Below are 22503 nucleotides of genomic sequence, written 5' to 3' on the forward strand. Positions count from 1 at the left end.
GATATGGCTAAAGAATCAATGAAAGCCCGTGAGGTGAAAAGACAAAAAATGGTAGCTAAATATGCCGATAAACGTAAAGCTTTAAAAGAAGCTGGCGATTATGAAGGCTTACAGAAACTACCAAGAAATGCATCACCAGTACGTTTGCACAACCGTTGTAAGTTAACCGGAAGACCAAGAGGGTATGTACGTATCTTCGGAATTTCTCGTGTTATGTTGCGCGAAATGGCAAACCAAGGGTTGATACCAGGAGTTAGAAAAGCGTCTTGGTAAAAAACACTGCGATACGTCGCATTGTAGTGATGCATTGTAATGCATCTCAATAAGAGTATAAACTGGGCAAAGGTTTGGAAAGAACCAAAAACCAAGTCCGCAATTTAATATAAATGAATACAGATCCAATCTCAGATTATCTAACGCGAGTTAGAAATGCAGTATCGGCCAACCATAGGGTTGTTGAAATACCTGCATCCAATCTAAAAAAAGAAATTACTAAAATATTATTCGACCAAGGATATATTTTAAGTTACAAGTTTGATGACTCTACTGCACAGGGCAGCATCAAAATAGCTCTTAAATACAACAAAGAGACTAAAGAACCTGTTATTAGAAAAATTCATAGATTAAGTAAACCAGGTTTACGTAAATATGCAAGCTCAAGCGAAATGCCAAGAATCCTTAACGGTCTTGGAATTGCAATTGTTTCTACGTCTCACGGTGTGATGACCGGAAAACAAGCACATAGAGCGAATGTAGGTGGAGAGTTATTGTGCTACGTTTATTAAAAAAGGGAAGATATGTCAAGAATAGGAAATAATCCAGTAGTAATCCCAGATGGGGTGACAGTAGACGTCAAAGACAATGTGATTACCGTTAAAGGTAAGTTGGGTGAATTAACTCAAGAATTTTCAAACGTTGAAATTACGGTTAAAGATGGTGAAGTGTCAGTAGCACGTCCGTCAGACAGTAAAGAAGCAAGAACAGACCATGGTCTATACCGATCATTGGTTAATAATATGGTACATGGCGTATCAGAAGGTTGGACCAAACAATTGGAATTGGTAGGAGTAGGATATAGAGCTACTAACCAAGGACAAAGATTAGATTTGGCTTTAGGATTTTCACATAATATCGTACTATCAGTAGCTCCAGAAGTGAAAGTGGAAACGATTTCTGAAAAAGGAAAAAATCCAATCGTAAAGTTAACGTCTCACGACAAACAATTGGTAGGACAGGTAGCTGCGAAGATCCGTGGATACAGAAAACCAGAGCCTTACAAAGGAAAAGGAATTAAGTTTGTAGGAGAAGAATTAAGAAGAAAAGCAGGTAAATCAGCATAATCGTTTAGTTATGGCATTGACAAAGAATCAAAGAAGATTAAGAATAAAAGGCAGAATCCGTAAGGTGGTTTCTGGAACAGAAACGAAACCTCGTTTGGCTGTATATAGAAGCAATAAAGAAATTTATGCTCAAATTATAGACGATGTAACTGGTAATACTATTAGTGCTGCATCTTCAAGAGATAAAGATATTAGTTCTGCCAAAGGAACCAAATCAGAAATAGCTGTCCTTGTTGGAAAATCACTTGGTGAAAAAGCATTAAAAGCTGGTGTAGAAACGATCTCTTTTGATAGAGGTGGATATAAATATCACGGAAGAGTTAAATCATTAGCAGAAGGTGCTAGAGAAGCAGGACTAAAATTTTAAGACATTATTATGTATCGAAAATATAAAAACGCAGAATTAGTAAAACCGAGTGGATTAGATCTTAAAGATCATCTTATTGGCGTCCAAAGGGTGACTAAAGTTACTAAAGGTGGTAGAGCATTTGGTTTTTCAGCTATTGTAGTAGTTGGAGACGAAGCAGGAGTTGTTGGACAAGGATTGGGAAAATCTAAAGATGTGGCAACTGCTATTGCTAAAGGTATTGAAGATGCCAAGAAAAACTTGGTAAGAATTCCATTGCTTAGAAAAACTTTACCTCACGAGCAAAAAGGTAAGTACGGCGGAGCACGAGTTAACATTATTCCAGCTACCGAAGGTACGGGAGTGATTGCTGGTGGCGCTGTAAGAACGGTTTTGGAAGCAGTTGGTATACAAGATGTATTGTCAAAATCTCAAGGATCTTCAAATCCTCATAACGTGGTAAAAGCAACTTTTGATGCTTTGCTACAATTGAGAAGTGCAAAATCTGTTGCTGACGATAGAGGAATTTCACTTGAGAAAGTATTTAACGGTTAATCAATACAATAATGGCAAAGATTAAAGTAAAAAAAGTAAAAAGTGCTATCAACCGAACGTTACAACAAAAGCGAATTTTGGAGGCTTTAGGCTTGTACAAAATGAATCAGGTTGTTGAGCATGACGATACGCCAAGTATCCAAGGAATGATTAATAAAGTTCAACATTTAGTTTCTGTTGAAGAAACAAAATAATACAGCATTATAATGGATTTAAGTAATTTAAAACCGGCTGAAGGGTCAGTTAAAAATCAAGGCAAAAGAATAGGTAGAGGACAAGGTACCGGAAAAGGTGGTACTGCAACTCGTGGGCACAAAGGTGCTAAATCACGCTCTGGTTATTCTAAGAAATTAGGTTTTGAAGGTGGACAGATGCCACTTCAAAGACGTGTGCCTAAGTTTGGGTTTACAAATATCAATCGTGTTGAATATCAAGGTGTCAACCTCGATACCTTGCAACAATTGGTGGATGATAAAGTCATTAAGGACACCGTTAACTTGGTGACACTTTTAGAACTAGGTCTTGTTGGCAAGAATGATCTTGTTAAAATATTGGGCCGTGGTGAGCTAACATCAAAATTAACCGTAACTGCTCATAAATTTACTGCTTCAGCAAAAGCTGCTATTGAAGCTGCAGGAGGAGAAGCTGTAACTTTATAAGATCGTTTAGAGAATGAAATTTATAGAGACTTTAAAAAATGTTTGGAAAATAACAGAACTAAAAGATAGAATCATGCTTACGCTTGGTCTACTTTTAGTTTATCGTTTTGGTGCCCAAGTCGTTTTACCAGGTATTGATGCAAGTCAGTTAGGTGAGTTGGCCAGTAATACCGATCAAGGTATTTTGGGCCTTCTTAATGCCTTTACGGGTGGCGCTTTTGCCAATGCCTCTGTATTTGCTTTAGGGATCATGCCGTACATTTCAGCATCAATTGTTGTTCAGTTGATGGGTATTGCAATTCCTTACCTTCAAAAATTACAGAAGGACGGTGCAAGTGGCCAAAAGAAGATTACTCAAATTACCCGATGGTTAACCATCGCTATCTGTTTGGTGCAAGCACCTGGATATTTAGCTAGTTTACCAGCATTAGGTATTCCTACATCAGCGTTTTTGTTGGGTACAGGAACAATGTTCTATGTATCTTCAGTAATTATATTGGTTACTGGATGTGTATTTGCCATGTGGTTGGGTGAAAAGATTACCGATAAGGGTATTGGTAACGGAATCTCGTTATTAATTATGGTTGGTATCATTGCACGTATGCCTGCTTCCTTTGTTCAGAACTTTGCTTCAAGAGTTGAAGGTGGTGGAAATGGTGGTTTAATGATGGTATTGATTGAATTGGTGATCTGGTTTGTAATCATCTTACTATCTATTATGTTGGTCATGGGCGTTCGTAAGATTGCAGTTCAGTATGCACGTCGTACAGCCTCTGGTGGTTACGAAAAAAATGTATTTGGATCAAGACAGTTTTTACCATTAAAATTGAATGCCTCTGGAGTTATGCCAATTATCTTTGCACAAGCAATTATGTTTGTTCCTACCTTAATAGGTAAAGGATTGGGCGAAGGACCCGTTGGACAGTGGCTACAGACTAACTTCAATGACTTTTTTGGTCTTTGGTATAATATCGTATTCGGATTATTGATTATCGTGTTTACGTATTTTTATACAGCTATTACAGTACCGACCAATAAAATGGCAGACGATTTGAAACGTAGTGGTGGTTTTATACCTGGAATTAGACCGGGAACTGAGACCTCTGAATACTTAGATAAAATTATGTCGCAAATAACCTTGCCAGGATCTATATTTTTGGCAATGATTGCAGTGTTTCCAGCGGTTGTAGTTAAATTGATGGGCGTGCAGGATGGTTGGGCATTGTTCTTTGGAGGTACCTCATTGCTGATTATGGTGGGTGTGGCTATTGATACCATGCAACAGGTAAATTCATACCTATTGAACAAACACTATGATGGCTTAATGAAAACGGGCAAAAATAGAAAAGCAATAGCCTAAACCTGACAAAAACGGTTAGAAGTTAGTGATTAGAGCGCGTTTTTTTTAATGGAACAATTTTTGAAAGGACAATAGCTATAATCAATAACAAGTAATCAATACATAAACAATGGCAAAACAAGCAGCAATAGAACAAGACGGATCAATAATTGAAGCATTATCAAATGCTATGTTCCGTGTAGAATTAGAAAATGGACATATAGTAACTGCGCATATTTCTGGTAAAATGCGTATGCACTACATAAAATTGTTACCAGGAGACAAAGTAAAATTGGAAATGAGCCCTTATGATTTAACAAAGGCTCGTATAACATACAGATATTAAAATGGTTCGAAATTCAGGATTTAGAGTTTAAAGCTTGAATTAAGAATCGCGAACATTTAACAACTATGAAAGTAAGAGCATCAGTTAAAAAAAGAAGTGCCGATTGTAAATTGGTGCGTCGAAAAGGAAGACTTTACGTTATTAACAAAAAGAATCCTAGATTCAAACAAAGACAAGGATAGATATGGCAAGAATTGCAGGTGTTGACATACCAAAACAAAAAAGAGGAGCGGTCTCTTTAACCTACATCTACGGAATAGGTGCAAGCAGAGCGAAAGATATCTTAGCCCAAGCTAAGGTTGACGAAAACACAAAAGTTCAAGATTGGACAGATGATGAAATCAGTAACATTCGTGAAGCAGTAGGCGCTTTTACTATTGAAGGTGAATTGCGTTCCGAAATCCAAATCAACATTAAGCGATTAATGGATATTGGATGCTACAGAGGAATCCGTCATAGAGTTGGACTTCCGTTAAGAGGTCAGCGAACTAAAAACAACTCTAGAACGAGAAAAGGAAGAAGAAAAACTGTTGCTAACAAGAAAAAAGTAACGAAATAATAACAAGACATTAGTCATTAGTAATGAGACGTTAGATGAATCTGTCTGAAATGTAAAAGTCTAGGATTCTAACAACTAAAAGCTAACAACTATAAACTAAAAATTATGGCAAAGTCAAGTACAAAAGTTAAAAAACGTAAAGTTATTGTTGAAGCCAATGGAGAGGCGCATATCGCTGCTTCATTCAACAACATCATTATCTCTTTGACAAACAAAAAAGGTGATGTCGTTTCTTGGTCATCAGCTGGGAAGATGGGCTTTAGAGGTTCAAAAAAGAACACACCTTATGCAGCTCAAGTAGCCGCTGAAGATGCTGCAGCCGTAGCAAGAGAAGCCGGACTAAAGAAAGTAAAGGTATATGTTAAAGGACCTGGCAACGGAAGAGAATCTGCTATCCGTTCTATCCATAATGCAGGTATTGAAGTAACAGAAATTATTGATGTTACACCATTGCCACATAACGGATGTAGACCTCCAAAACGTAGACGTGTATAATTTATACGGTATATAGACTAAATATCAATCACATAAAGTGATTGATATTAGTTTTTTATATGTAAATTTGCAGACTGAAAAAAATAATAATCAAGTATCAACGGGAGATTACTGTTTATCGAAGGATAGATTAAGACCTTAATTCATAAGCACTTCCAAAATTTAATTTAAGAAATGGCAAGATATACTGGTCCTAAAACTAAAATAGCCCGAAAATTCGGTGAAGCTATTTACGGAGATGATAAAGCTTTTGAGAAAAGAAACTATCCTCCAGGTCAACATGGTGCTAACAAGCGTCGTGGAAAAAAATCTGAATATGCGCTCCAATTAATGGAAAAGCAAAAAGCTAAATATACCTATGGTATTTTAGAAAAGCAATTCAGAAACATGTTTAAAAAAGCAACTGCTGCACGAGGTATTACTGGTGAAGTATTGCTACAATTGTGTGAATCTCGTTTGGATAACGTGGTTTACCGATTGGGATTGTCGCCTTCACGTAGTGGTGCGCGCCAATTAGTTTCTCACAGACATATTACCGTTAATGGTGAAATTGTGAATATTCCTTCTTACCAACTAAATGTTGGTGACGTCATTGCCGTAAGAGAGAAATCAAAATCTCTTGAAGTCATTCAAAATGCATTGTCTAATTCAAACAACGTGTATGAGTGGATGACCTGGAACAGTGAAACTAAACAAGGAACTTATGTTTCAATTCCTGAAAGAGTTCAAATTCCAGAAAATATCAACGAGCAATTTATCGTCGAATTATACTCTAAATAATAACTGATACAAAACGCACTATGGCAATATTAAATTTTCAAAAGCCCGACAAAGTCATTATGATTGATTCAACTCCTTTTGAAGGGAAGTTTGAATTTAGACCTTTAGAACCAGGCTATGGATTAACAGTAGGTAATGCTTTAAGAAGAGTTTTGTTGTCTTCTTTGGAAGGCTTTGCTATTACATCTGTGAGAATTGAAGGTGTTGATCACGAATTTTCTACAATTGCAGGCATAGTTGAGGATGTTACTGAAATAATTTTGAACTTAAAACAAATTAACTTTAAGCGTCAAATTGATGAAGTTGATAACGAAACCGTTACAATTTCTATCTCAGGACAAGATCAAATTACTGCTGGCGATTTTCAGAAATTCATCTCAGGATTTCAGGTGTTGAACAAGGATTTGGTAATCTGTAATTTAGATGCTAAAGTAAGCATCAATATGGAGTTGACTATTGAAAAAGGTAGAGGTTACGTTCCTGCAGAAGAAAATAAAAAAGCATCTGCACCAATCGGTACTATATTTACAGATTCAATCTTCACACCAATAAATAATGTGAAATATGCGGTTGAGAACTTCCGTGTTGAGCAAAAAACAGATTACGAAAAACTAATTTTCGAAATCATTACGGACGGATCAATCAATCCTAAGGATGCGTTGACTGAAGCTGCTAAGATATTAATCCATCACTTCATGTTATTCTCTGATGAGCGTATTACTTTAGAAGCTGATGAAATTGCACAAACAGAAACTTATGATGAAGAATCACTTCATATGAGACAACTATTGAAAACCAAATTGGTTGATTTGGACCTTTCAGTACGTGCTCTTAACTGTTTAAAAGCTGCAGAAGTAGATACTTTGGGCGATTTAGTATCCTACAATAAAAATGACTTGATGAAATTTAGAAACTTCGGAAAGAAATCCTTGACAGAATTAGAAGAACTTGTAGGTGGAAAAGGTTTGAACTTCGGAATGGATTTAAGCAAGTACAAATTAGATAAAGACTAAACAATTTTAGATCTACGATTTGCGATTTCGGAATTAAGAAATCGTAAATCGTACATCGCAAATCAAAAATCAATTAATCACTTCATAGTTTTGCTCCTCAAAGTGGGTTGAAGCAAGATGGAGGTTATAAACAAATGTCATGAGACACGGAAAAAAAGGAAACCATTTAGGTCGTAAAACCGCACACAGAAATGCAATGTTGGCAAATATGGCGTGTTCTTTAATAGAACACAAACGTATCAACACTACAGTTGCAAAAGCAAAAGCTTTAAAGCAATTTGTTGAGCCAATGATTACTAAGTCTAAAGAAGACACCACACATAACAGACGTATTGTGTACAGTAGAATTAGACAAAAGGAAGCGGTTGCTGAGTTATTCAGAGATGTTGCACCAAAAGTTGGCGATAGACCGGGAGGATACACACGTATCATTAAATTAGGGAATCGTTTAGGTGATAATGCTGATATGGCAATGATTGAATTAGTAGATTTCAACGAGATCTATAATGCCGATAAACAACCTAAGAGAAAATCAACCCGTAGAGGTCGATCTAAAAAATCTGATGCACCTGCTACACCTGCTGCACCAGCTGTTGCAGATAAAGCTAGCAATGAAGAAGAATAAATGGGTATGCATTTATAAATATAAAAAGGGTAAACATTTTAGTTTATCCTTTTTTTTTGCAATTTTGCAAGGTTTTTAAAACGTCCTATAAGGTTCTTAAAATCTTGTAGGTCTATACAACTGAACAACTAAACAAGTAATATTTTTTATTTTGAAATATACTAAAAAACACAAAGCCATCATTCTTCTGTCAGATGGTACTATTTTCCACGGTAAATCAATTGGAAAGAAAGGTTCAGCCTATGGGGAAATTTGCTTTAATACTGGCGCCACAGGTTATCAGGAGGTTATTACAGACCCCTCTTATTTTGGTCAGCTGATGGTGGCTACCACAGTGCATTTAGGAAACTATGGTACCCATAAGGAGGAAATCGAATCTGATGCCATTCAAATTGCGGGATTGATATGTAAGAATTTTAGCTTTAATTATTCAAGGCCAGCTGCTAATGCTTCTTTGGAGGAATTTTTGGAGCAGGATAATCTATTTACCATTTCTGATGTAGACACCCGTGCGTTGGTGAGTTATATTAGAGATCATGGTGCAATGAATGCCGTTATTTCCACTGAGGTTGACCAAATTGAAAACTTAAAGAAGAAGTTGGCCGAGGTTCCTGAAATGGAAGGCCTTGAATTGGCGTCAAAAGTCAGTACCAAGGAGGCATATTTTGTAGGTAACGAAAACGCAACCTACCGTATTGCGGCGCTCGATTTAGGGATTAAAAGGAATATCCTTCGAAACTTGGCCAAAAAGGATGTCTACATTAAAGTATTTCCTTACTATGCCACGTTTGAGCAGATGGATGCTTTCAATCCTGACGGATTTTTCATATCCAACGGCCCCGGAGATCCAGAACCATTAGATAGTGCAATCACTCTGACCCAAGAGATCATGAAACAGAATAGACCTCTTTTTGGTATCTGTCTTGGGCATCAAATTATTGCTTTGGCCAATGGCATTTCCACTTATAAAATGAATAATGGCCATAGAGGTATCAACCATCCGGTAAAAAATCTCATTACGGGCAAAGGAGAGATCACTTCTCAAAATCATGGTTTTGCCATCAATAGAGAAGAAACCGAAAATCATCCCGATATTGAAATCACGCACGTGCATCTGAACGATAATACTGTTGCAGGCCTCCGGATGAAATCTAAGAACGTGTTCTCTGTGCAATATCATCCAGAAGCAAGTCCTGGACCCAATGATGCAAACTACCTGTTTGATCAATTCATAGAAAATATCAAAAACAAATAGTATTAAAACCTCAAAAAACCATCAGCTTTTTTGAGGTTTTCTTATAACGCAATCAATATCGCTGCTTTTATATGTAATTCTAATGGCTAAGCGGAAGTTTGGGCGAACTATTTCGTAAATTTACATTGACCAAACCGGTCAGGTTTAAAAAATCTTACAGGTATGGCTCAGATGTCATCAATAGAAAATTGACAATAACAAAGAATAATAACAATAAAACATATAACAATGAGTATCATCATCAACATTCATGCAAGACAAATTTTTGATTCACGAGGTAATCCAACCGTTGAAGTAGATGTCGTTACCGAAAATGGCATCATGGGACGCGCTGCGGTGCCTTCCGGAGCATCTACAGGCGAACACGAAGCAGTAGAGCTAAGAGATGGCGGAAAGGCTTATATGGGCAAGGGTGTGCTTAAGGCAGTTGAAAATGTCAATGCACATATAGCTGAGGAACTTTTAGGAACTTCAGTCTTTGAACAGAATAAAATAGACCAGATGATGATTGATTTGGATGGCACCACCAATAAATCAAAATTGGGGGCCAATGCTATTTTAGGTGTTTCATTGGCGGTTGCCAAAGCCGCAGCCGGTGAGTTGGGTATGCCATTGTACAGATATGTGGGTGGTGTTTCAGCCAACACATTGCCGTTGCCAATGATGAACATTATCAATGGTGGATCGCACTCTGATGCGCCTATCGCATTCCAGGAGTTTATGATCATCCCAGTTAAAGCAAATAATTTTACCGAAGCTATGCAAATGGGTACGGAGATTTTCCACAACCTTAAAGACGTGCTTCATGGCAGAGGCCTAAGTACTGCAGTAGGAGATGAGGGTGGTTTTGCACCAAATTTGGCAGGCGGTACAGAAGATGCTTTGGATACCATTAAAACTGCTGTTGAAAAAGCGGGTTACAGCTTAGGTGACGACGTAATGATTGCCTTAGATTGCGCTGCCGCAGAATTTTATGTAGATGGTAAGTATGATTATAGCAAATATGAAGGTGACTCTGGAAAGGTAAGAACAAGTACGGAACAAGCAGATTATTTGGCAGAGCTGGCTTCTAAATATCCAATCATCTCTATTGAAGATGGCATGGATGAAAACGACTGGGACGGCTGGGAATATTTGACCGAAAAAATAGGTGAAAAAGTGCAATTGGTTGGCGACGATTTATTCGTAACCAACGTTGAACGTTTGTCAAAGGGAATTAAGAACGGGATTGCCAATTCAATTCTTATTAAGGTTAACCAAATCGGAACCTTGACCGAAACTATCGCTGCCGTAAATATGGCTCATAATGCTGGCTATACGTCTGTAATGTCGCACAGATCAGGAGAGACAGAAGATCATACCATTGCAGATTTGGCAGTGGCTTTAAATTGTGGACAAATCAAAACTGGTTCTGCATCACGTAGTGATCGTATGTCAAAGTACAATCAATTATTGCGTATTGAAGAAGAACTTGAGAATGTGGCCTATTTCCCAAAGGAAAGTGCATTTAAAGTTAATAAATAAGCTGAAAATAAATTAGTTATTTAAAAACCCAAACGTTAATTCGTTTGGGTTTTCTGTTCAATACCTTAGCTTATTGTGTAATATTACAATCAGGCTTTAAAACGTATATAAAAGTCCGTTGGTCAGTTCGTACTGAGACTTTGGAATTGTGACCACAGGGTAGGCATCAAAGTTGTAAATGAATGTGGTTTTAAAGGCAAGATCCTCCCATATCTTGAAAAGCACACTGGTAGTGCTTGATAATCTGTAATCCTTAAACCTATCTACTCGGGGCTGGTAATAACTGGTGCTGATAATACCGATCGTTTCGGTGGGGAAGAGGCTAAAGGATAGATAGGCACTTCCACGGATGTCTTTTTCTATTCTATCCATCGCAATTTCCGAGGCCTTTTCATATTCATACATAATTAAAGTTCCTAAATAAAACCGATAATCGTCATTGGTACTTAACTTGAATCGTGGTCCAATTCCAATTAATCCCCTAAAATCAATTTCCGAAATCGCATCGTATTGTGCTTGGACAAAGCCTTCCATCTTAACTTTTTCAGTAATTGTATGGTTATAGCGCAAATGTTGGGTGCCTTTATTAACGAAAGATTCGCCTGCTGCCTTCTCAAACTTTAAATCATTGACAAAAAGCCATAACTCCTTCTTGTTATTATATTGAAGATCTGCTTTGGTTGCAATTTTAAAGATGTTGTTCTTATTTTTGATGAGGCTTGCATCCAAACTCACAGACCCCGTCCATTTGGCAGAATCCGTCTTTTTTCTTAGGGTTTCTACATTGATTACCTGTGCTTCGGAATAGCCGTATATCAATAAAAAGAACAAACAATTAATTAGTTTCATAAAAACCTCTATTTTTTTTAATAATAATTTCAATTTACATTGGAAAACAGTGCGAATAATGAGGTGTTTTCTTTAGGGACAAATTTATAAAACCAAATTAAGACAGGCCAACATAATCAATGTTTTGCATAGTTTTTATAAATATTAAGATTGTTAAAATGCTTGTTAAGTTGCTTTATATATCGTCATTTATTTCGTAATTTCGTGACATCCATCAAATAAAAACTTAAATAAAATTTATAAATCCCTATGTCAGATAAAGCTACAATAGAAATACAAGGAAAAAAGTACGAATTTCCGTTAATTGTTGGCACCGAAAAAGAGGTTGCCATTGATATCAGCAATTTAAGAAGTACCACGGATAGTGTTATAACACTTGATCAAGGGTATAAAAATACAGGTTCCTGTGAAAGTGCCATCACATTTTTGGATGGTGAAAAAGGAATTTTAAGATATCGTGGTTATTCTATTGAAGAATTGGCTGAAAAGGCAGATTTTCTTGAAGTGGCTTTTCTTTTAATTTTTGGTGAATTACCTACCCAATCACAATTGGATAAGTTCCATTCCGACATCAAGGCACAATCTGTTGTTGACGAAGATATTCGTAAAATAGTTGATGCATTTCCTAAGTCTGCTCATCCAATGGGCGTTATTGCTTCACTTACCAGTGCTCTAACTGCATTTAATCCATCTTCAGTGAATGTTGATTCTGAAGAGGATATGTACAAGGCTATCGTAAAAATATTGGGTAAATTCCCTGTTTTGGTAGCATGGACCTTCCGTAAAAAGAATGGCTTGCCTTTAGATTATGGCGATAAAAACTTGGGATATGTGGAGAACATTCTTAAAATGATGTTCAAACAACCAAATGAGGACTACCATATCAATCCTATAATTCTAAACGCACTGGATAAATTGCTAATTCTTCATGCTGATCATGAGCAGAACTGTTCTACCTCTACGGTAAGAATTGCTGGTTCATCACATGTAGGTTTATTCGCATCGCTTTCTACTGGAATTTCTGCACTTTGGGGCCCGCTTCATGGCGGAGCCAACCAAGCAGTTTTGGAAATGTTGGAGGCTATTAATACTGATGGCGGCGATACTGACAAATATATGGCGAAAGCCAAAGATAGAGAAGATCCGTTCCGTTTGATGGGCTTTGGACATCGCGTTTATAAAAACTTTGATCCAAGAGCTAAAATCATTAAAAAAGCGGCTGACGAAGTATTGAACGATTTGGGCGTAGAGGATAAAATATTAGAGATCGCAAAAGCCTTGGAAAACGAAGCTCTAAAAGATCCTTATTTTGTAGATCGTAAGCTTTATCCTAATGTCGATTTCTATTCTGGAATCATATACAGAGCCATGGGCATCCCAACCGACATGTTTACGGTAATGTTCGCTTTAGGCCGTCTTCCAGGTTGGATTGCGCAATGGAGAGAAATGCGTTTGAACAAAGAACCAATTGGAAGACCTAGACAGATATACGTTGGTGAAACCTTAAGATCATTTAAAAACATAGATAAGCGTTAAAATAAATAGATTAATGCCATAAAGCTTCATTTTTTCAAATGAAGCTTTTTTTATATTTTGCAATATGCTAAAACTGAATATTAAAAATGAAACCTCTAGGTTAAGGGCTGTTGTTTTGGGTACCGCCATTAATAATGGTCCAACACCTAAAGCAGAAGACGCCTATGATCCAAAATCCTTAGAACATATAAAAGCTGGTACTTATCCTCTTGAAGCCGATATGGTGCGTGAAATGGAAGCTGTAGCCAAAGTTTTTGAAAAATATGAGGTAACAGTTTTCCGTCCTGAAGTATTTGAAGATCTCAATCAGATTTTTTCCAGAGATATTGCTTTTGTGATCGAGGATACCTTTGTTAAAGCTAATATTCTTCCGGATAGGGAAAAGGAATTGGATGCCATTCATCATGTCATTGATCAGATTGATCCAGCTAAGGTGGTGAGCCCTCCTGAAGAGGCTCATGTTGAAGGTGGCGATGTGATGCTCTGGAACGACCATATCTTTGTGGGGACCTACAAAGGGAGCGATTATAGTGATTGTATTACTGCCCGAACCAACATGCAAGGTGTTAATTTTATAAAAGAATTGTTTCCCGGCAAAATTGTAAAAGAATTTGATTTGGTCAAATCAAAAACTGATCCCAGAGAGAATGCACTGCACTTGGATTGTTGTTTTCAACCTGTAGGAAAAAATAAGGGGATAATTTACAAAGGTGGCTTTAGAGAAGAAAACGATTATAGGTACTTGGTAAATTTGTTTGGAAAAGATAATTTATTCCATATTACTCGTGACGACATGTATAATATGTACAGTAACGTTTTCTCCATTTCTGAAGATGTGGTCATTTCCGAACGAAATTTTACCCGTTTGAACGACTGGCTTCGGGTAAATGGCTTTACTGTAGAAGAGGTGCCTTATGCTGAAATAGCAAAGCAGGAAGGCTTGCTGCGATGCAGTACGATGCCTTTGATTAGGGATTGATAAATCAAAACTAACTTAAGAAAAACGGGAACATTACAGATGGATAATAATGTTCCCGATTTTTTATTTCTACACCTATCTTAACTAGGTCATTATTGGGATTGAAACGAGAAATGAAACACATAAAGTTAAAATAAAGTAATAGCTTATGTTTTCAGTAAAATAAAAATAGAAGAACAGGATGGTGTTCAATAGCGAATAAACAAGGAATGTATAGCCTATAAAGTTGTTGCGGTCGTCTACATAAAACAATAATGCAGAAATAACAATAATGCTGCTAATAATAAAATAAGAAAGAACTTTTATGATCTTTTTACTTTTGGCTTCATCAAAAAGACTTTTGTCTATAAATAGTTTAATTGGAAAAAAATAAAAAGATACTATTATTGCAATTAGCAAATAAGAAAAATTAGGTATCACATTTTTACTGCTCAAAAAGCGCAGGGCAACAAGGATTAATATGAGGATATAATCCTTCCGTATAATTTTTGTATTAGATGCCATGACGTTATCGCTTAGATTGACTATTTTGGTGTCTTTTTGTTATCGAAATGTGAAGAATGGAATCATGAATTAATTTATCATAAATCATCGCAACAATATAATGAATAAAATACGTTAAACAATTCCTATATGAAATAGTTTAGAAAGTAATCAGTCTATTTTCCGTACAGGAAATAATGATTGACCAAATCAATATAAATCCGTTTTGCTTCGTCAGGCGTCACATTTTTCACCTGAAAAAGTGCATTGGTCTTAAAAGCTGTAATGATCGGTTTTTTACTTTTAGGACTTTTATAGTTATTGGTGGCCTTTTTATAGTAGGCATAAAGTCGAAGCAATAGATCAGCAGGAAATGGTTCTGTGTAGTTGTTGATCCGCTCTACAGCCTCATTAAATTCAATATCTAACTGGTCTTCTGAAGTCATTTTGTTTCTGCAATTACACTCATGCCACCTTTAACTTTTTGGTTAAGGGTAACTTTAATATCAGCATCCAAAGGTAAAAATAAATCTACTCGCGACCCAAATTTTATAAATCCAGAGTCGGCTCCTTGTTGAATCTCGTCATCTACATGTGCATAATTAACAATACGTTTTGCTAATGCACCAGCAATTTGACGGTATAACACCTTGCCAAAAAAATCATTTTCAACCACCACAGTGGTACGCTCGTTTTCCTCACTGGCTTTTGGATGCCAAGCCACCAAAAATTTTCCTGGATGGTATTTACTGAATACCACTTTTCCTCCAATAGGGTAGCGCGTAACGTGTACGTTAATGGGTGACATAAACACCGATACTTGAATGCGTTTATCTTTAAAATATTCTTTTTCAAATACCTCTTCAATAACAACAACCTTTCCATCCACTGGTGATAAGGCATGATGATCATGAAGCTGTCCAATACGCTTTGGATTTCTGAAAAACTGAAGAATAATCAGGAAAAACCCGATGACCACGAGCATTAACGTCGTTCTGAGCCAGTATATCGAGACAAAGTAATCAATACTCATGATGGCTATCACAACAACTGCGATAGAGATCATTACTATTTTATGGCCTTCTTTATGTAACATAAGGGAACAATCTTAAAAATAAATATAAAAATGGAGCGGCAAAAATAATACTATCCAACCGGTCTAACAAACCGCCATGTCCTGGCATGATTACGCCACTGTCCTTAACACCGGCCTGTCTTTTGAACTTGGACTCTATCAAATCTCCCAAGGTTCCAAAAACACTTGCAATAATTCCCAAGATGAGCCAGTGTGTAAAATCTAAGGTACCTGTAAATGTAGCAATAAAATAACTAGCCACACAGGCAAAAAACAAGCCGCCCATAAATCCTTCAACCGTTTTCTTTGGAGACACACTCGGAAATAGTTTTTGTTTCCCAAAATTCTTACCAATAATATAAGCTCCAGTATCGTTCATCCAAATTAAGATAAATGCACCTAATAGTAGCAATGGTGTAAACTCTTTATCATTATTGGCAATTAATATTAAAAAGATAAATGCACTGGTAAGATAAAATGTGGTTAGTAAATAGCGTTTGGACTCAAACAGAGGGATTTTTTTCTCAGAAAATAAGTCCTTAATCAAAAAAAGTTGCACAAAGATGGTAAGAACATGGAGTATTTTTATGGTTTCGTTAAAACCTAAATCGGTTTCAGGAATGACCGCCCAAATACTAAACGCTAAATATAATACCGTAAAAACAACGTAAGGCGCTTTGCTTTCTAATTGGATGAGTTTTTTAAATTCTGCCATACAGATTAGTCCGAAGGCGAAAAAAAGAACCACCAGCATATATTGCCAATAAATGGAAAGAATAAGCAATGAAATATAGATGGCGCCAGAAACGGCTCTTGTGCTAAGTTCGTTCATCTGTACGCTTTAATGGGATTTAAATAACAGATGAGACATGTATAATGAATTTATGAACATAGGTAGAATGATAAAATGAAAGGTTGCATTATAGATCTTCTAATAGCAACAAATATAGGTTTTTTGAGCTACTTCCATAACTAAGAAAGTTTTTATCTTCTATGGCTTTAAAATGTTTGATCGTAGTAATATTGGTCGGAATCTTGTCCTTATTCTTGTTTTTGATACCTCTCAGACCTTCGCCTATATTCTCAACAAACTGACTTGTGGTGGCATAGATTACAAAATTTGCAGGTAAGTCCCGCAATTGTTTCTCTGCAATTTGATTGGATGAAATCAGTAGTGAGCCATCGTCAGCAATGAGATATTCGCACGTAGATAAGAAATAATCACTTTCAGAGGAGTTTCTTGTGGTCTTGAGATCAAAATCCTTAAATAAGTCTTTGAGTCGTGAATCTAATAAAAAAACCTGCTTGTCTTCCCAGCTATTTTCTTTGAGAATATTATGAAAGGTTTTATAGATCTCTTCCATATTTTCACAATACAGAAACTTGCCCCCATTGGCCTTAAAATTTATGGTGAATTTTTCGTCTATAGGCAGCTTGATTTCAGGCATGTACTTGCCTCTCTCTTCGCTTTTTATGTGATCTTCTGGCGTGTTCTTTAGGCCGAAAATTTTACGAAATAGACTCATGTATGGGTTGCTATTAACCTGATTTCACTAATGATTAGCTCAAATATAAAAAAACTTAAAGTAACATAGGATTAATTTAAGTTTTTTATATGAATTTGAAAAGGGTTTTTAAAGTAGTGGTTCGTCTTTTTTAACATCCTCTTTAACGTCTTCTGAAGGTGTTTCAACGCTCTCAATATCTGGAGTAGATTCTTTGGCTTTATTCTCACGATCAAGAATGTCCTCCTTCGCAAATGGACGTGTACCAAAGATACGTTCAAGGTTATCTTTAAAAATCACTTCTTTTTCAAGTAATTCCTCCGCTAACTCAGTCAATTTATCTTTGTTTTCTTCCAATATTTTGATGGCACGTAAATACTGCGTTTCAATGATTGCAGAGATTTCCTTGTCAATCAACTCTGCCGTTTGCTCACTGTATGGTTTAGTAAATCCGTATTCTGACTGTCCAGAAGAGTCATAGTAAGTTAAATTTCCAACTTTTTCGCTCAGTCCATAAACGGTAACCATGGCACGTGCTTGTTTTGTCACCTTCTCCAAATCACTTAAAGCTCCAGTTGATATCTTCCCAAAAATGACCTGTTCAGCGGCGCGACCACCGAGGGCTGCACACATTTCATCCAACATTTGCTCTGTTCTTACAATTAAGCGCTCTTCGGGTAAATACCAAGCAGCGCCTAAAGAGCGTCCTCGTGGCACTATAGTTACTTTCACCAATGGTGCAGCATGTTCTAACATCCAGCTTATGGTAGCGTGACCAGCTTCGTGGAAAGCAACCGCACGTTTTTCATCAGGTGTAATGATCTTGTTCTTCTTTTCAAGTCCGCCAATAATTCTATCTACAGCATCTAAGAAGTCTTGTTTATGTACCGCTTTATTACCTTTACGAGCTGCAATTAATGCGGCTTCGTTACATACGTTGGCAATATCCGCACCTGAGAACCCCGGTGTTTGTCTTGCCAAGAAATCAATATCTAAATCTTCACCTTTTTTAATGGGTCTTAAATGCACTTCAAAAATCTCCTTGCGCTCTACAATATCCGGAAGGTCAACAAAAATCTGTCTATCAAATCGACCGGCACGCATAAGTGCTTTATCTAATATATCTGCTCTGTTGGTTGCCGCAAGAACAATAACGTTGGTATTGGTGCCAAAACCATCCATTTCAGTCAATAATTGATTCAAGGTGTTTTCACGCTCGTCATTAGAACCTGACATCGCATTTTTTCCTCTGGCTCGTCCAATGGCGTCTATCTCATCAATAAAAATAATAGAGGGTGATTTTTCCTTTGCCTGTTTGAATAAGTCACGGACTCTTGAAGCTCCAACACCCACAAACATTTCAACAAAATCTGACCCAGATAATGAGAAGAAAGGTACTTTGGCCTCTCCAGCTACCGCCTTCGCTAATAGGGTTTTACCGGTTCCGGGAGGTCCTACAAGTAGTGCTCCTTTTGGAATTTTACCACCTAATGAGGTGTATTTTTCAGGCGTTTTTAAGAAGTCTACGATCTCCTGAACTTCTTCTTTAGCGCCTTCCAAACCTGCTACATCTTTGAAAGATGTTTTTATATCAGTGTTCTCATCAAACAATTTTGCCTTGGATTTACCGATGTTGAATATCTGTCCGCCTGCACCGCCACCGGCACCTCCAGACATACGTCTCATAATAAAAATCCAAACACCAATGATCAAAACAAAAGGTAGGAGCCCTAGAAGGAAATCTCCCCATACATTATGCTCTGTTTCAAATGTGACTTCGGTATTGCTGAGGTTGTTTTCCTTTATAACGTTTCTGATCTCTTCTTGAAAAAGTGCTAAATCACCAAATTCAAATTTATAATTTGGACTCGGAGATACAGTAGGCAGAATGTTGTTTGGTCTTGTGCCTCTATGGGTTTCTGTCTGTAAAGCGGCGTCGGTAATATAAACTTTTGCCTCTCTATTATTGACGATTTCAACTTTGGCGACATCACCATTTTTTAAATATTCAAAAAATTGGGCAGGCGTTGTGCTTTTTGCATCCTCTCCTCCAAAACCACCGGAGAATATCTGAACTGCAAAAAATGCAGCAATCACCATCCCATAGATCCAATAAGGACTTAATTTTGGTTTTTTGTTTGGGTTTTTATTTTCTTTTGACATTAATTCTTTTTTAGTAACTGGTTTCTATAACGGTTGTTTTTGCGTCGCCCCAAAGGCCTTCTATATCGTAGTATTGTCTAATATGCTTTTGAAATACGTGAACTACCACATTGACATAATCCATTAAAACCCATTCTGCATTCTCACTTCCTTCAACATGCCAAGGATGATCTTTAAGTGTTTTGCTGACTTTCTTTTGAACAGCATTCACAATGGCATTCACTTGTGTGTTTGAGTTTCCTTCGCAAATAATGAAATAATCACAAACCGTATTTTCAATGTCTCGTAAATCGAGAATTTTTATTTCTTTTCCCTTGACGTCCTCAATACCTTCTAAGATAGTAGCAATCAGTGCGTCTGAGTTATTATTTTCTTTCGCCATTAATTTATTTTAAATTTGTGCAAAGTTATTGCTTTTTTTAATTCTTTTAAGCCTTATCATCTCATAAGAAAATTATAATTTATTGAAGCTTACACATGCGTATAATCAAACTTGATGCCATTGACTCTACCAACACTTACTTAAAAAGTCTAAGTGGGGCAGGTAAGGCAGAAGATGGATTGACCGTGGTAGCTCGTTTGCAGACTAATGGTAGAGGTCAAATGGGGACGGTTTGGAGCTCTCAAGAGGCTAAAAACCTTACCTTTAGTGTGTTTAAGGATGTTTCATTTCTTAATATTAGTCAACATTTCTATATCAGTATGGCAGTTTCTTTGGCGGTCTATGCAGCTTTAAAGAACTTGGGAGTGAATAAAATAAAGGTTAAATGGCCCAACGACATTTTGTCAGATGATAAAAAAATTGCCGGAATTTTAATCGAGAACGTTATCAAGCTGAACGTGATTACCGGATCTGTAATAGGAATTGGGCTCAATGTCAATCAAACTGAATTTAAAGGTCTGCCGGGAGCATCGTCATTATTGTTGCTTTCGGGTCAAGTAAATGATTTGGATGAGGTGTTAAGTGTAATCTTAAAACAGATCGATATTTATTTTGATCATCTGAAAGCAAGAAACTTCAAGTCCTTAAAAGCAGAGTACGAATCGCATTTGTTTAGAAAAAACAAACCTTCAACATTTAAGGATGCTGAAGGTAGTGTGTTTTCGGGCTATATTGTTGGGATATCCGATTTTGGTAACCTATTGGTCAGAATCGAGGACAACATTATAAGAAGCTTTGGTTTTAAGGAAGTCGTTCTGTTGTACTAAACAACTTTCTTCATATTCGTAACCAAAGTTTCGATGAATTTAGAAATAGGTCCTTTAATCATCATGGCCATCATAGGATTGAAGTCGCCTTTAAAGCTCAATGTAACATCGCTCTGATTGTTTCCTGTTTCTTCAATATCGCCAGTCAATGAAAAGTCCAACTTTCCACCTGCAGCACCAAGAACGATTTTATTTGGTGCAATACTTTCTTTTTTCTTTAAGACAATCTCAGGCATTCCTTTTAATGCAAATAGAAACTTGTCATCGCCCAAAACCTCAAATTTATTGATGTTATCAGGCATTAATTGCTCAAAATTTTTGACATCTGAAAGAAAATCAAACACTTCTTGTGGACTTTTTTCAAGATTTACTTTTGGTGACTCTAAATTCATTTTTATTCCTTGTTTTGTTCCGTTCACAACAAATTTGCGGACGGTTATGGTTCTAATAGGGATGTTACCAAGTCTTTCTTGAGTTAATAACCATCACCTAATCAATATTTATAGTAATTTATTCAAGAAGCATTCCATTGACTTGGATTGGCATTCCAATCCACTAAGACCTCTTGTTCTTTAGTGGTGATATATTTGGTGTCTAACGCTTGTTCCAAAAGACATTCATAATTGCTTAGGGTTTGCAGCGTAACATCAGCATCTTTAAAGTTGTTGTTGGCTACTTCAAACCCGTAGGAGAAAATGGCCACCATCCCTTTAACATTGACGCCAGCCTCTTCGAGTGCTTTTACGGCATTTAGACTACTTTTTCCGGTGCTGATTAAATCTTCTACCACCACCACACTTTGGCCTTTATCAATTTTGCCCTCAATTTGATTTTGACGTCCATGAGCCTTGGGCTCAGGTCTGACGTACACAAATGGTAGTCCCAAATACTCTGCTACCAAAACACCAATACCAATTGCGCCGGTGGCTACCCCCGCAATAACGTCTGGTTTGCCATATTGTTGTTCAATATGTTTGGCCATGGTTTCTCGAACAAAATTACGAATGGGTGGGTACGAAAGCACAATGCGGTTGTCACAATAAATTGGCGACTTCCAGCCAGAAGCCCAAGTAAATGGGTCGTTGGGTTGTAATTTGATGGCGTGAATCTGCAATAGTAGTTCTGCCGTCTTTTTAGCGGTTTGTTTGTTAAGAATCATGGTGCAAAATTAAGCAATTTTATAGATTTTAAATTTAAAAATTTACTGAAAATTTATTTCAAATTTACTGCTGTGAATCAAATTATTATATTTTTACCAATTCAATACTTCATTATTAGAAAAGATGTATAAAGTTTTTGTCAATGACAAACCTATAATTTTGACCACAAAAGTCGAGAAAGAAAAGCATTTCAAAAATTATTTGATGCGTACGGTCAATATAGGAAAAGTTATAAGAGAACTCAATGCTACCGACTTAAAAGGGGTACATATTATCGGTAAAAACAAAGATAAGTTGTTAAAGTCATTTCTTAAAAAACTTCCGAATGTTATTGCGGGTGGTGGTAAGGTGTACAACGATAAAGGTGAAATTCTTTTTATTTACAGAAACGATAAATGGGATTTGCCCAAAGGTAAAATAGAGGGAAAGGAAAGCATAGAAGAGACTTCGTTAAGAGAGGTTGAAGAAGAGACTAAAGTGAACGGGTTGAAAATTGTAAAGCCTTTGGAGACGACCTATCATATTTTTAAAAGAAACGGCAGATACCAGCTTAAAATTACCTATTGGTTTGAAATGACCTCTACTTATAAAGGAAAATTGGTGCCGCAAGAAGACGAGGGCATTACTAAAGTTGAATGGTTGAGCCCAAAACAGATCAAGAAGGCTATGGAGAATTCTTATGCCAATATTAAACTGCTGGTTTAATTC

At 36.8% G+C, this 22503-nt stretch carries 30 protein-coding genes; 21 read left to right on the top strand and 9 right to left on the bottom strand.

The genetic code is table 11. The annotated features are described in order from the left end of the window. Positions 1 to 3: 3 nt before the first annotated feature. The 17 genes from rpsN to eno all read left to right on the top strand — a co-directional run bounded on the left by rpsN (position 4) and on the right by eno (position 10836). Positions 4 to 273, top strand: a complete 270-nt coding sequence (rpsN, locus tag H3Z82_RS13430; protein WP_182206024.1) for a 30S ribosomal protein S14 — start codon at positions 4 to 6, stop codon at positions 271 to 273. 113 nt (positions 274 to 386) lie between these two features. Further along, positions 387 to 785: a 30S ribosomal protein S8 gene (gene rpsH, locus H3Z82_RS13435; RefSeq protein ID WP_182206025.1), complete on the top strand. Its 399-nt coding sequence runs from the start codon at positions 387 to 389 to the stop codon at positions 783 to 785. 12 nt (positions 786 to 797) lie between these two features. After that, the gene (gene rplF, locus H3Z82_RS13440; RefSeq protein WP_182206026.1) at positions 798 to 1340 is read left to right on the top strand and encodes a 50S ribosomal protein L6; all 543 of its coding nucleotides are present in this window, start codon (positions 798 to 800) and stop codon (positions 1338 to 1340) included. A 10-nt stretch (positions 1341 to 1350) separates the two neighbouring features. Further along, entirely contained in the window at positions 1351 to 1707 is a 357-nt protein-coding gene (gene rplR, locus H3Z82_RS13445) for a 50S ribosomal protein L18 (protein WP_182206027.1), read from the top strand. A gap of 9 nt (positions 1708 to 1716) precedes the next feature. Continuing rightward, complete coding sequence (rpsE, locus tag H3Z82_RS13450) at positions 1717 to 2241, top strand: 30S ribosomal protein S5 (protein ID WP_182206028.1); 525 nt, start codon at positions 1717 to 1719, stop codon at positions 2239 to 2241. 11 nt (positions 2242 to 2252) lie between these two features. Next, positions 2253 to 2435, top strand: coding sequence for a 50S ribosomal protein L30 (rpmD, locus tag H3Z82_RS13455; protein WP_182206029.1), 183 nt, complete (start codon positions 2253 to 2255; stop codon positions 2433 to 2435). A 12-nt stretch (positions 2436 to 2447) separates the two neighbouring features. Continuing rightward, positions 2448 to 2900, top strand: a complete 453-nt coding sequence (gene rplO / locus H3Z82_RS13460) for a 50S ribosomal protein L15 (RefSeq protein ID WP_182206030.1) — start codon at positions 2448 to 2450, stop codon at positions 2898 to 2900. Between the two features lie 13 nt (positions 2901 to 2913). Next, positions 2914 to 4260 (top strand): preprotein translocase subunit SecY, encoded by a 1347-nt coding sequence (secY, locus tag H3Z82_RS13465; protein ID WP_163517568.1) that lies wholly within the window; start codon positions 2914 to 2916, stop codon positions 4258 to 4260. Positions 4261 to 4369: 109 nt separating this feature from the next. Next, positions 4370 to 4585 carry a translation initiation factor IF-1 gene (infA, locus tag H3Z82_RS13470; protein ID WP_026753784.1) on the top strand — a complete coding sequence of 72 codons (216 nt, stop codon included), beginning with the start codon at positions 4370 to 4372 and terminating at the stop codon, positions 4583 to 4585. Between the two features lie 65 nt (positions 4586 to 4650). Beyond that, on the top strand, positions 4651 to 4767 hold the full coding sequence (gene ykgO / locus H3Z82_RS13475; protein WP_008269159.1) for a type B 50S ribosomal protein L36: 117 nt from the start codon (positions 4651 to 4653) through the stop codon (positions 4765 to 4767). Positions 4768 to 4769: 2 nt separating this feature from the next. Further along, on the top strand, positions 4770 to 5144 hold the full coding sequence (rpsM, locus tag H3Z82_RS13480; protein ID WP_182206031.1) for a 30S ribosomal protein S13: 375 nt from the start codon (positions 4770 to 4772) through the stop codon (positions 5142 to 5144). Positions 5145 to 5249: 105 nt separating this feature from the next. Next, on the top strand, positions 5250 to 5639 hold the full coding sequence (gene rpsK, locus H3Z82_RS13485) for a 30S ribosomal protein S11 (protein WP_163517566.1): 390 nt from the start codon (positions 5250 to 5252) through the stop codon (positions 5637 to 5639). 174 nt (positions 5640 to 5813) lie between these two features. Next, positions 5814 to 6419 (top strand): 30S ribosomal protein S4, encoded by a 606-nt coding sequence (gene rpsD / locus H3Z82_RS13490; RefSeq protein ID WP_182206032.1) that lies wholly within the window; start codon positions 5814 to 5816, stop codon positions 6417 to 6419. Positions 6420 to 6439: 20 nt separating this feature from the next. Then, the gene (locus H3Z82_RS13495; RefSeq protein ID WP_182206033.1) at positions 6440 to 7432 is read left to right on the top strand and encodes a DNA-directed RNA polymerase subunit alpha; all 993 of its coding nucleotides are present in this window, start codon (positions 6440 to 6442) and stop codon (positions 7430 to 7432) included. Between the two features lie 139 nt (positions 7433 to 7571). After that, on the top strand, positions 7572 to 8057 hold the full coding sequence (gene rplQ, locus H3Z82_RS13500; protein WP_182206034.1) for a 50S ribosomal protein L17: 486 nt from the start codon (positions 7572 to 7574) through the stop codon (positions 8055 to 8057). 151 nt (positions 8058 to 8208) lie between these two features. Next, positions 8209 to 9312 (top strand): glutamine-hydrolyzing carbamoyl-phosphate synthase small subunit, encoded by a 1104-nt coding sequence (gene carA / locus H3Z82_RS13505; RefSeq protein ID WP_182206035.1) that lies wholly within the window; start codon positions 8209 to 8211, stop codon positions 9310 to 9312. A gap of 228 nt (positions 9313 to 9540) precedes the next feature. Continuing rightward, positions 9541 to 10836 (top strand): phosphopyruvate hydratase, encoded by a 1296-nt coding sequence (gene eno / locus H3Z82_RS13510; RefSeq protein ID WP_182206036.1) that lies wholly within the window; start codon positions 9541 to 9543, stop codon positions 10834 to 10836. A 96-nt stretch (positions 10837 to 10932) separates the two neighbouring features. Here eno and H3Z82_RS13515 read toward each other — a convergent pair whose 3' ends face one another. Beyond that, positions 10933 to 11685 carry a DUF481 domain-containing protein gene (locus H3Z82_RS13515; protein WP_182206037.1) on the bottom strand — a complete coding sequence of 251 codons (753 nt, stop codon included), beginning with the start codon at positions 11683 to 11685 and terminating at the stop codon, positions 10933 to 10935. A gap of 249 nt (positions 11686 to 11934) precedes the next feature. On the opposite strand from H3Z82_RS13515, the gene H3Z82_RS13520 reads away from it, so the two are divergent. Both H3Z82_RS13520 and H3Z82_RS13525 read left to right on the top strand, forming a co-directional pair. Then, entirely contained in the window at positions 11935 to 13221 is a 1287-nt protein-coding gene (locus tag H3Z82_RS13520) for a citrate synthase (protein WP_182206038.1), read from the top strand. A 64-nt stretch (positions 13222 to 13285) separates the two neighbouring features. Beyond that, positions 13286 to 14200 (top strand): dimethylarginine dimethylaminohydrolase family protein, encoded by a 915-nt coding sequence (locus H3Z82_RS13525; protein ID WP_182206039.1) that lies wholly within the window; start codon positions 13286 to 13288, stop codon positions 14198 to 14200. Positions 14201 to 14859: 659 nt separating this feature from the next. Here H3Z82_RS13525 and H3Z82_RS13530 read toward each other — a convergent pair. The 6 genes from H3Z82_RS13530 to rsfS form a co-directional block, all read right to left on the bottom strand. Next, entirely contained in the window at positions 14860 to 15129 is a 270-nt protein-coding gene (locus H3Z82_RS13530) for an acyl-CoA-binding protein (protein ID WP_182206040.1), read from the bottom strand. Beyond that, positions 15126 to 15779: a phosphatidylserine decarboxylase family protein gene (locus H3Z82_RS13535; protein ID WP_182206041.1), complete on the bottom strand. Its 654-nt coding sequence runs from the start codon at positions 15777 to 15779 to the stop codon at positions 15126 to 15128. The genes H3Z82_RS13530 and H3Z82_RS13535 overlap by 4 nt, the downstream gene beginning before the upstream one ends. Beyond that, on the bottom strand, positions 15769 to 16590 hold the full coding sequence (locus tag H3Z82_RS13540; protein WP_182206042.1) for a phosphatidate cytidylyltransferase: 822 nt from the start codon (positions 16588 to 16590) through the stop codon (positions 15769 to 15771). The genes H3Z82_RS13535 and H3Z82_RS13540 overlap by 11 nt, the downstream gene beginning before the upstream one ends. A gap of 88 nt (positions 16591 to 16678) precedes the next feature. After that, the gene (locus tag H3Z82_RS13545; RefSeq protein WP_182206043.1) at positions 16679 to 17284 is read right to left on the bottom strand and encodes an LUD domain-containing protein; all 606 of its coding nucleotides are present in this window, start codon (positions 17282 to 17284) and stop codon (positions 16679 to 16681) included. Positions 17285 to 17392: 108 nt separating this feature from the next. Further along, the gene (gene ftsH, locus H3Z82_RS13550; protein WP_182206044.1) at positions 17393 to 19426 is read right to left on the bottom strand and encodes an ATP-dependent zinc metalloprotease FtsH; all 2034 of its coding nucleotides are present in this window, start codon (positions 19424 to 19426) and stop codon (positions 17393 to 17395) included. A 10-nt stretch (positions 19427 to 19436) separates the two neighbouring features. Further along, positions 19437 to 19808 carry a ribosome silencing factor gene (gene rsfS, locus H3Z82_RS13555; RefSeq protein WP_182206045.1) on the bottom strand — a complete coding sequence of 124 codons (372 nt, stop codon included), beginning with the start codon at positions 19806 to 19808 and terminating at the stop codon, positions 19437 to 19439. A gap of 95 nt (positions 19809 to 19903) precedes the next feature. Here rsfS and H3Z82_RS13560 point away from each other — a divergent pair, with 95 nt between their 5' ends. Next, complete coding sequence (locus H3Z82_RS13560; RefSeq protein ID WP_182206046.1) at positions 19904 to 20635, top strand: biotin--[acetyl-CoA-carboxylase] ligase; 732 nt, start codon at positions 19904 to 19906, stop codon at positions 20633 to 20635. Here the strand turns inward: H3Z82_RS13560 and H3Z82_RS13565 are convergent. Both H3Z82_RS13565 and pyrE read right to left on the bottom strand, forming a co-directional pair. After that, on the bottom strand, positions 20632 to 21027 hold the full coding sequence (locus tag H3Z82_RS13565) for an SRPBCC family protein (protein WP_182206047.1): 396 nt from the start codon (positions 21025 to 21027) through the stop codon (positions 20632 to 20634). The two genes, H3Z82_RS13560 and H3Z82_RS13565, sit on opposite strands and share 4 nt — an antisense overlap. 122 nt (positions 21028 to 21149) lie before the next feature. Continuing rightward, positions 21150 to 21794, bottom strand: coding sequence for an orotate phosphoribosyltransferase (gene pyrE / locus H3Z82_RS13570; protein WP_182206048.1), 645 nt, complete (start codon positions 21792 to 21794; stop codon positions 21150 to 21152). A 124-nt stretch (positions 21795 to 21918) separates the two neighbouring features. Between pyrE and H3Z82_RS13575 the strand changes: the two genes are divergently transcribed. After that, positions 21919 to 22500 carry an NUDIX hydrolase gene (locus H3Z82_RS13575; protein WP_182206049.1) on the top strand — a complete coding sequence of 194 codons (582 nt, stop codon included), beginning with the start codon at positions 21919 to 21921 and terminating at the stop codon, positions 22498 to 22500. Positions 22501 to 22503: the final 3 nt, after the last annotated feature.

Origin of the sequence: Gelidibacter maritimus, from assembly GCF_014062315.1 — a bacterium.
Taxonomy (GTDB): Bacteria; Bacteroidota; Bacteroidia; order Flavobacteriales; family Flavobacteriaceae; genus Gelidibacter; species Gelidibacter maritimus.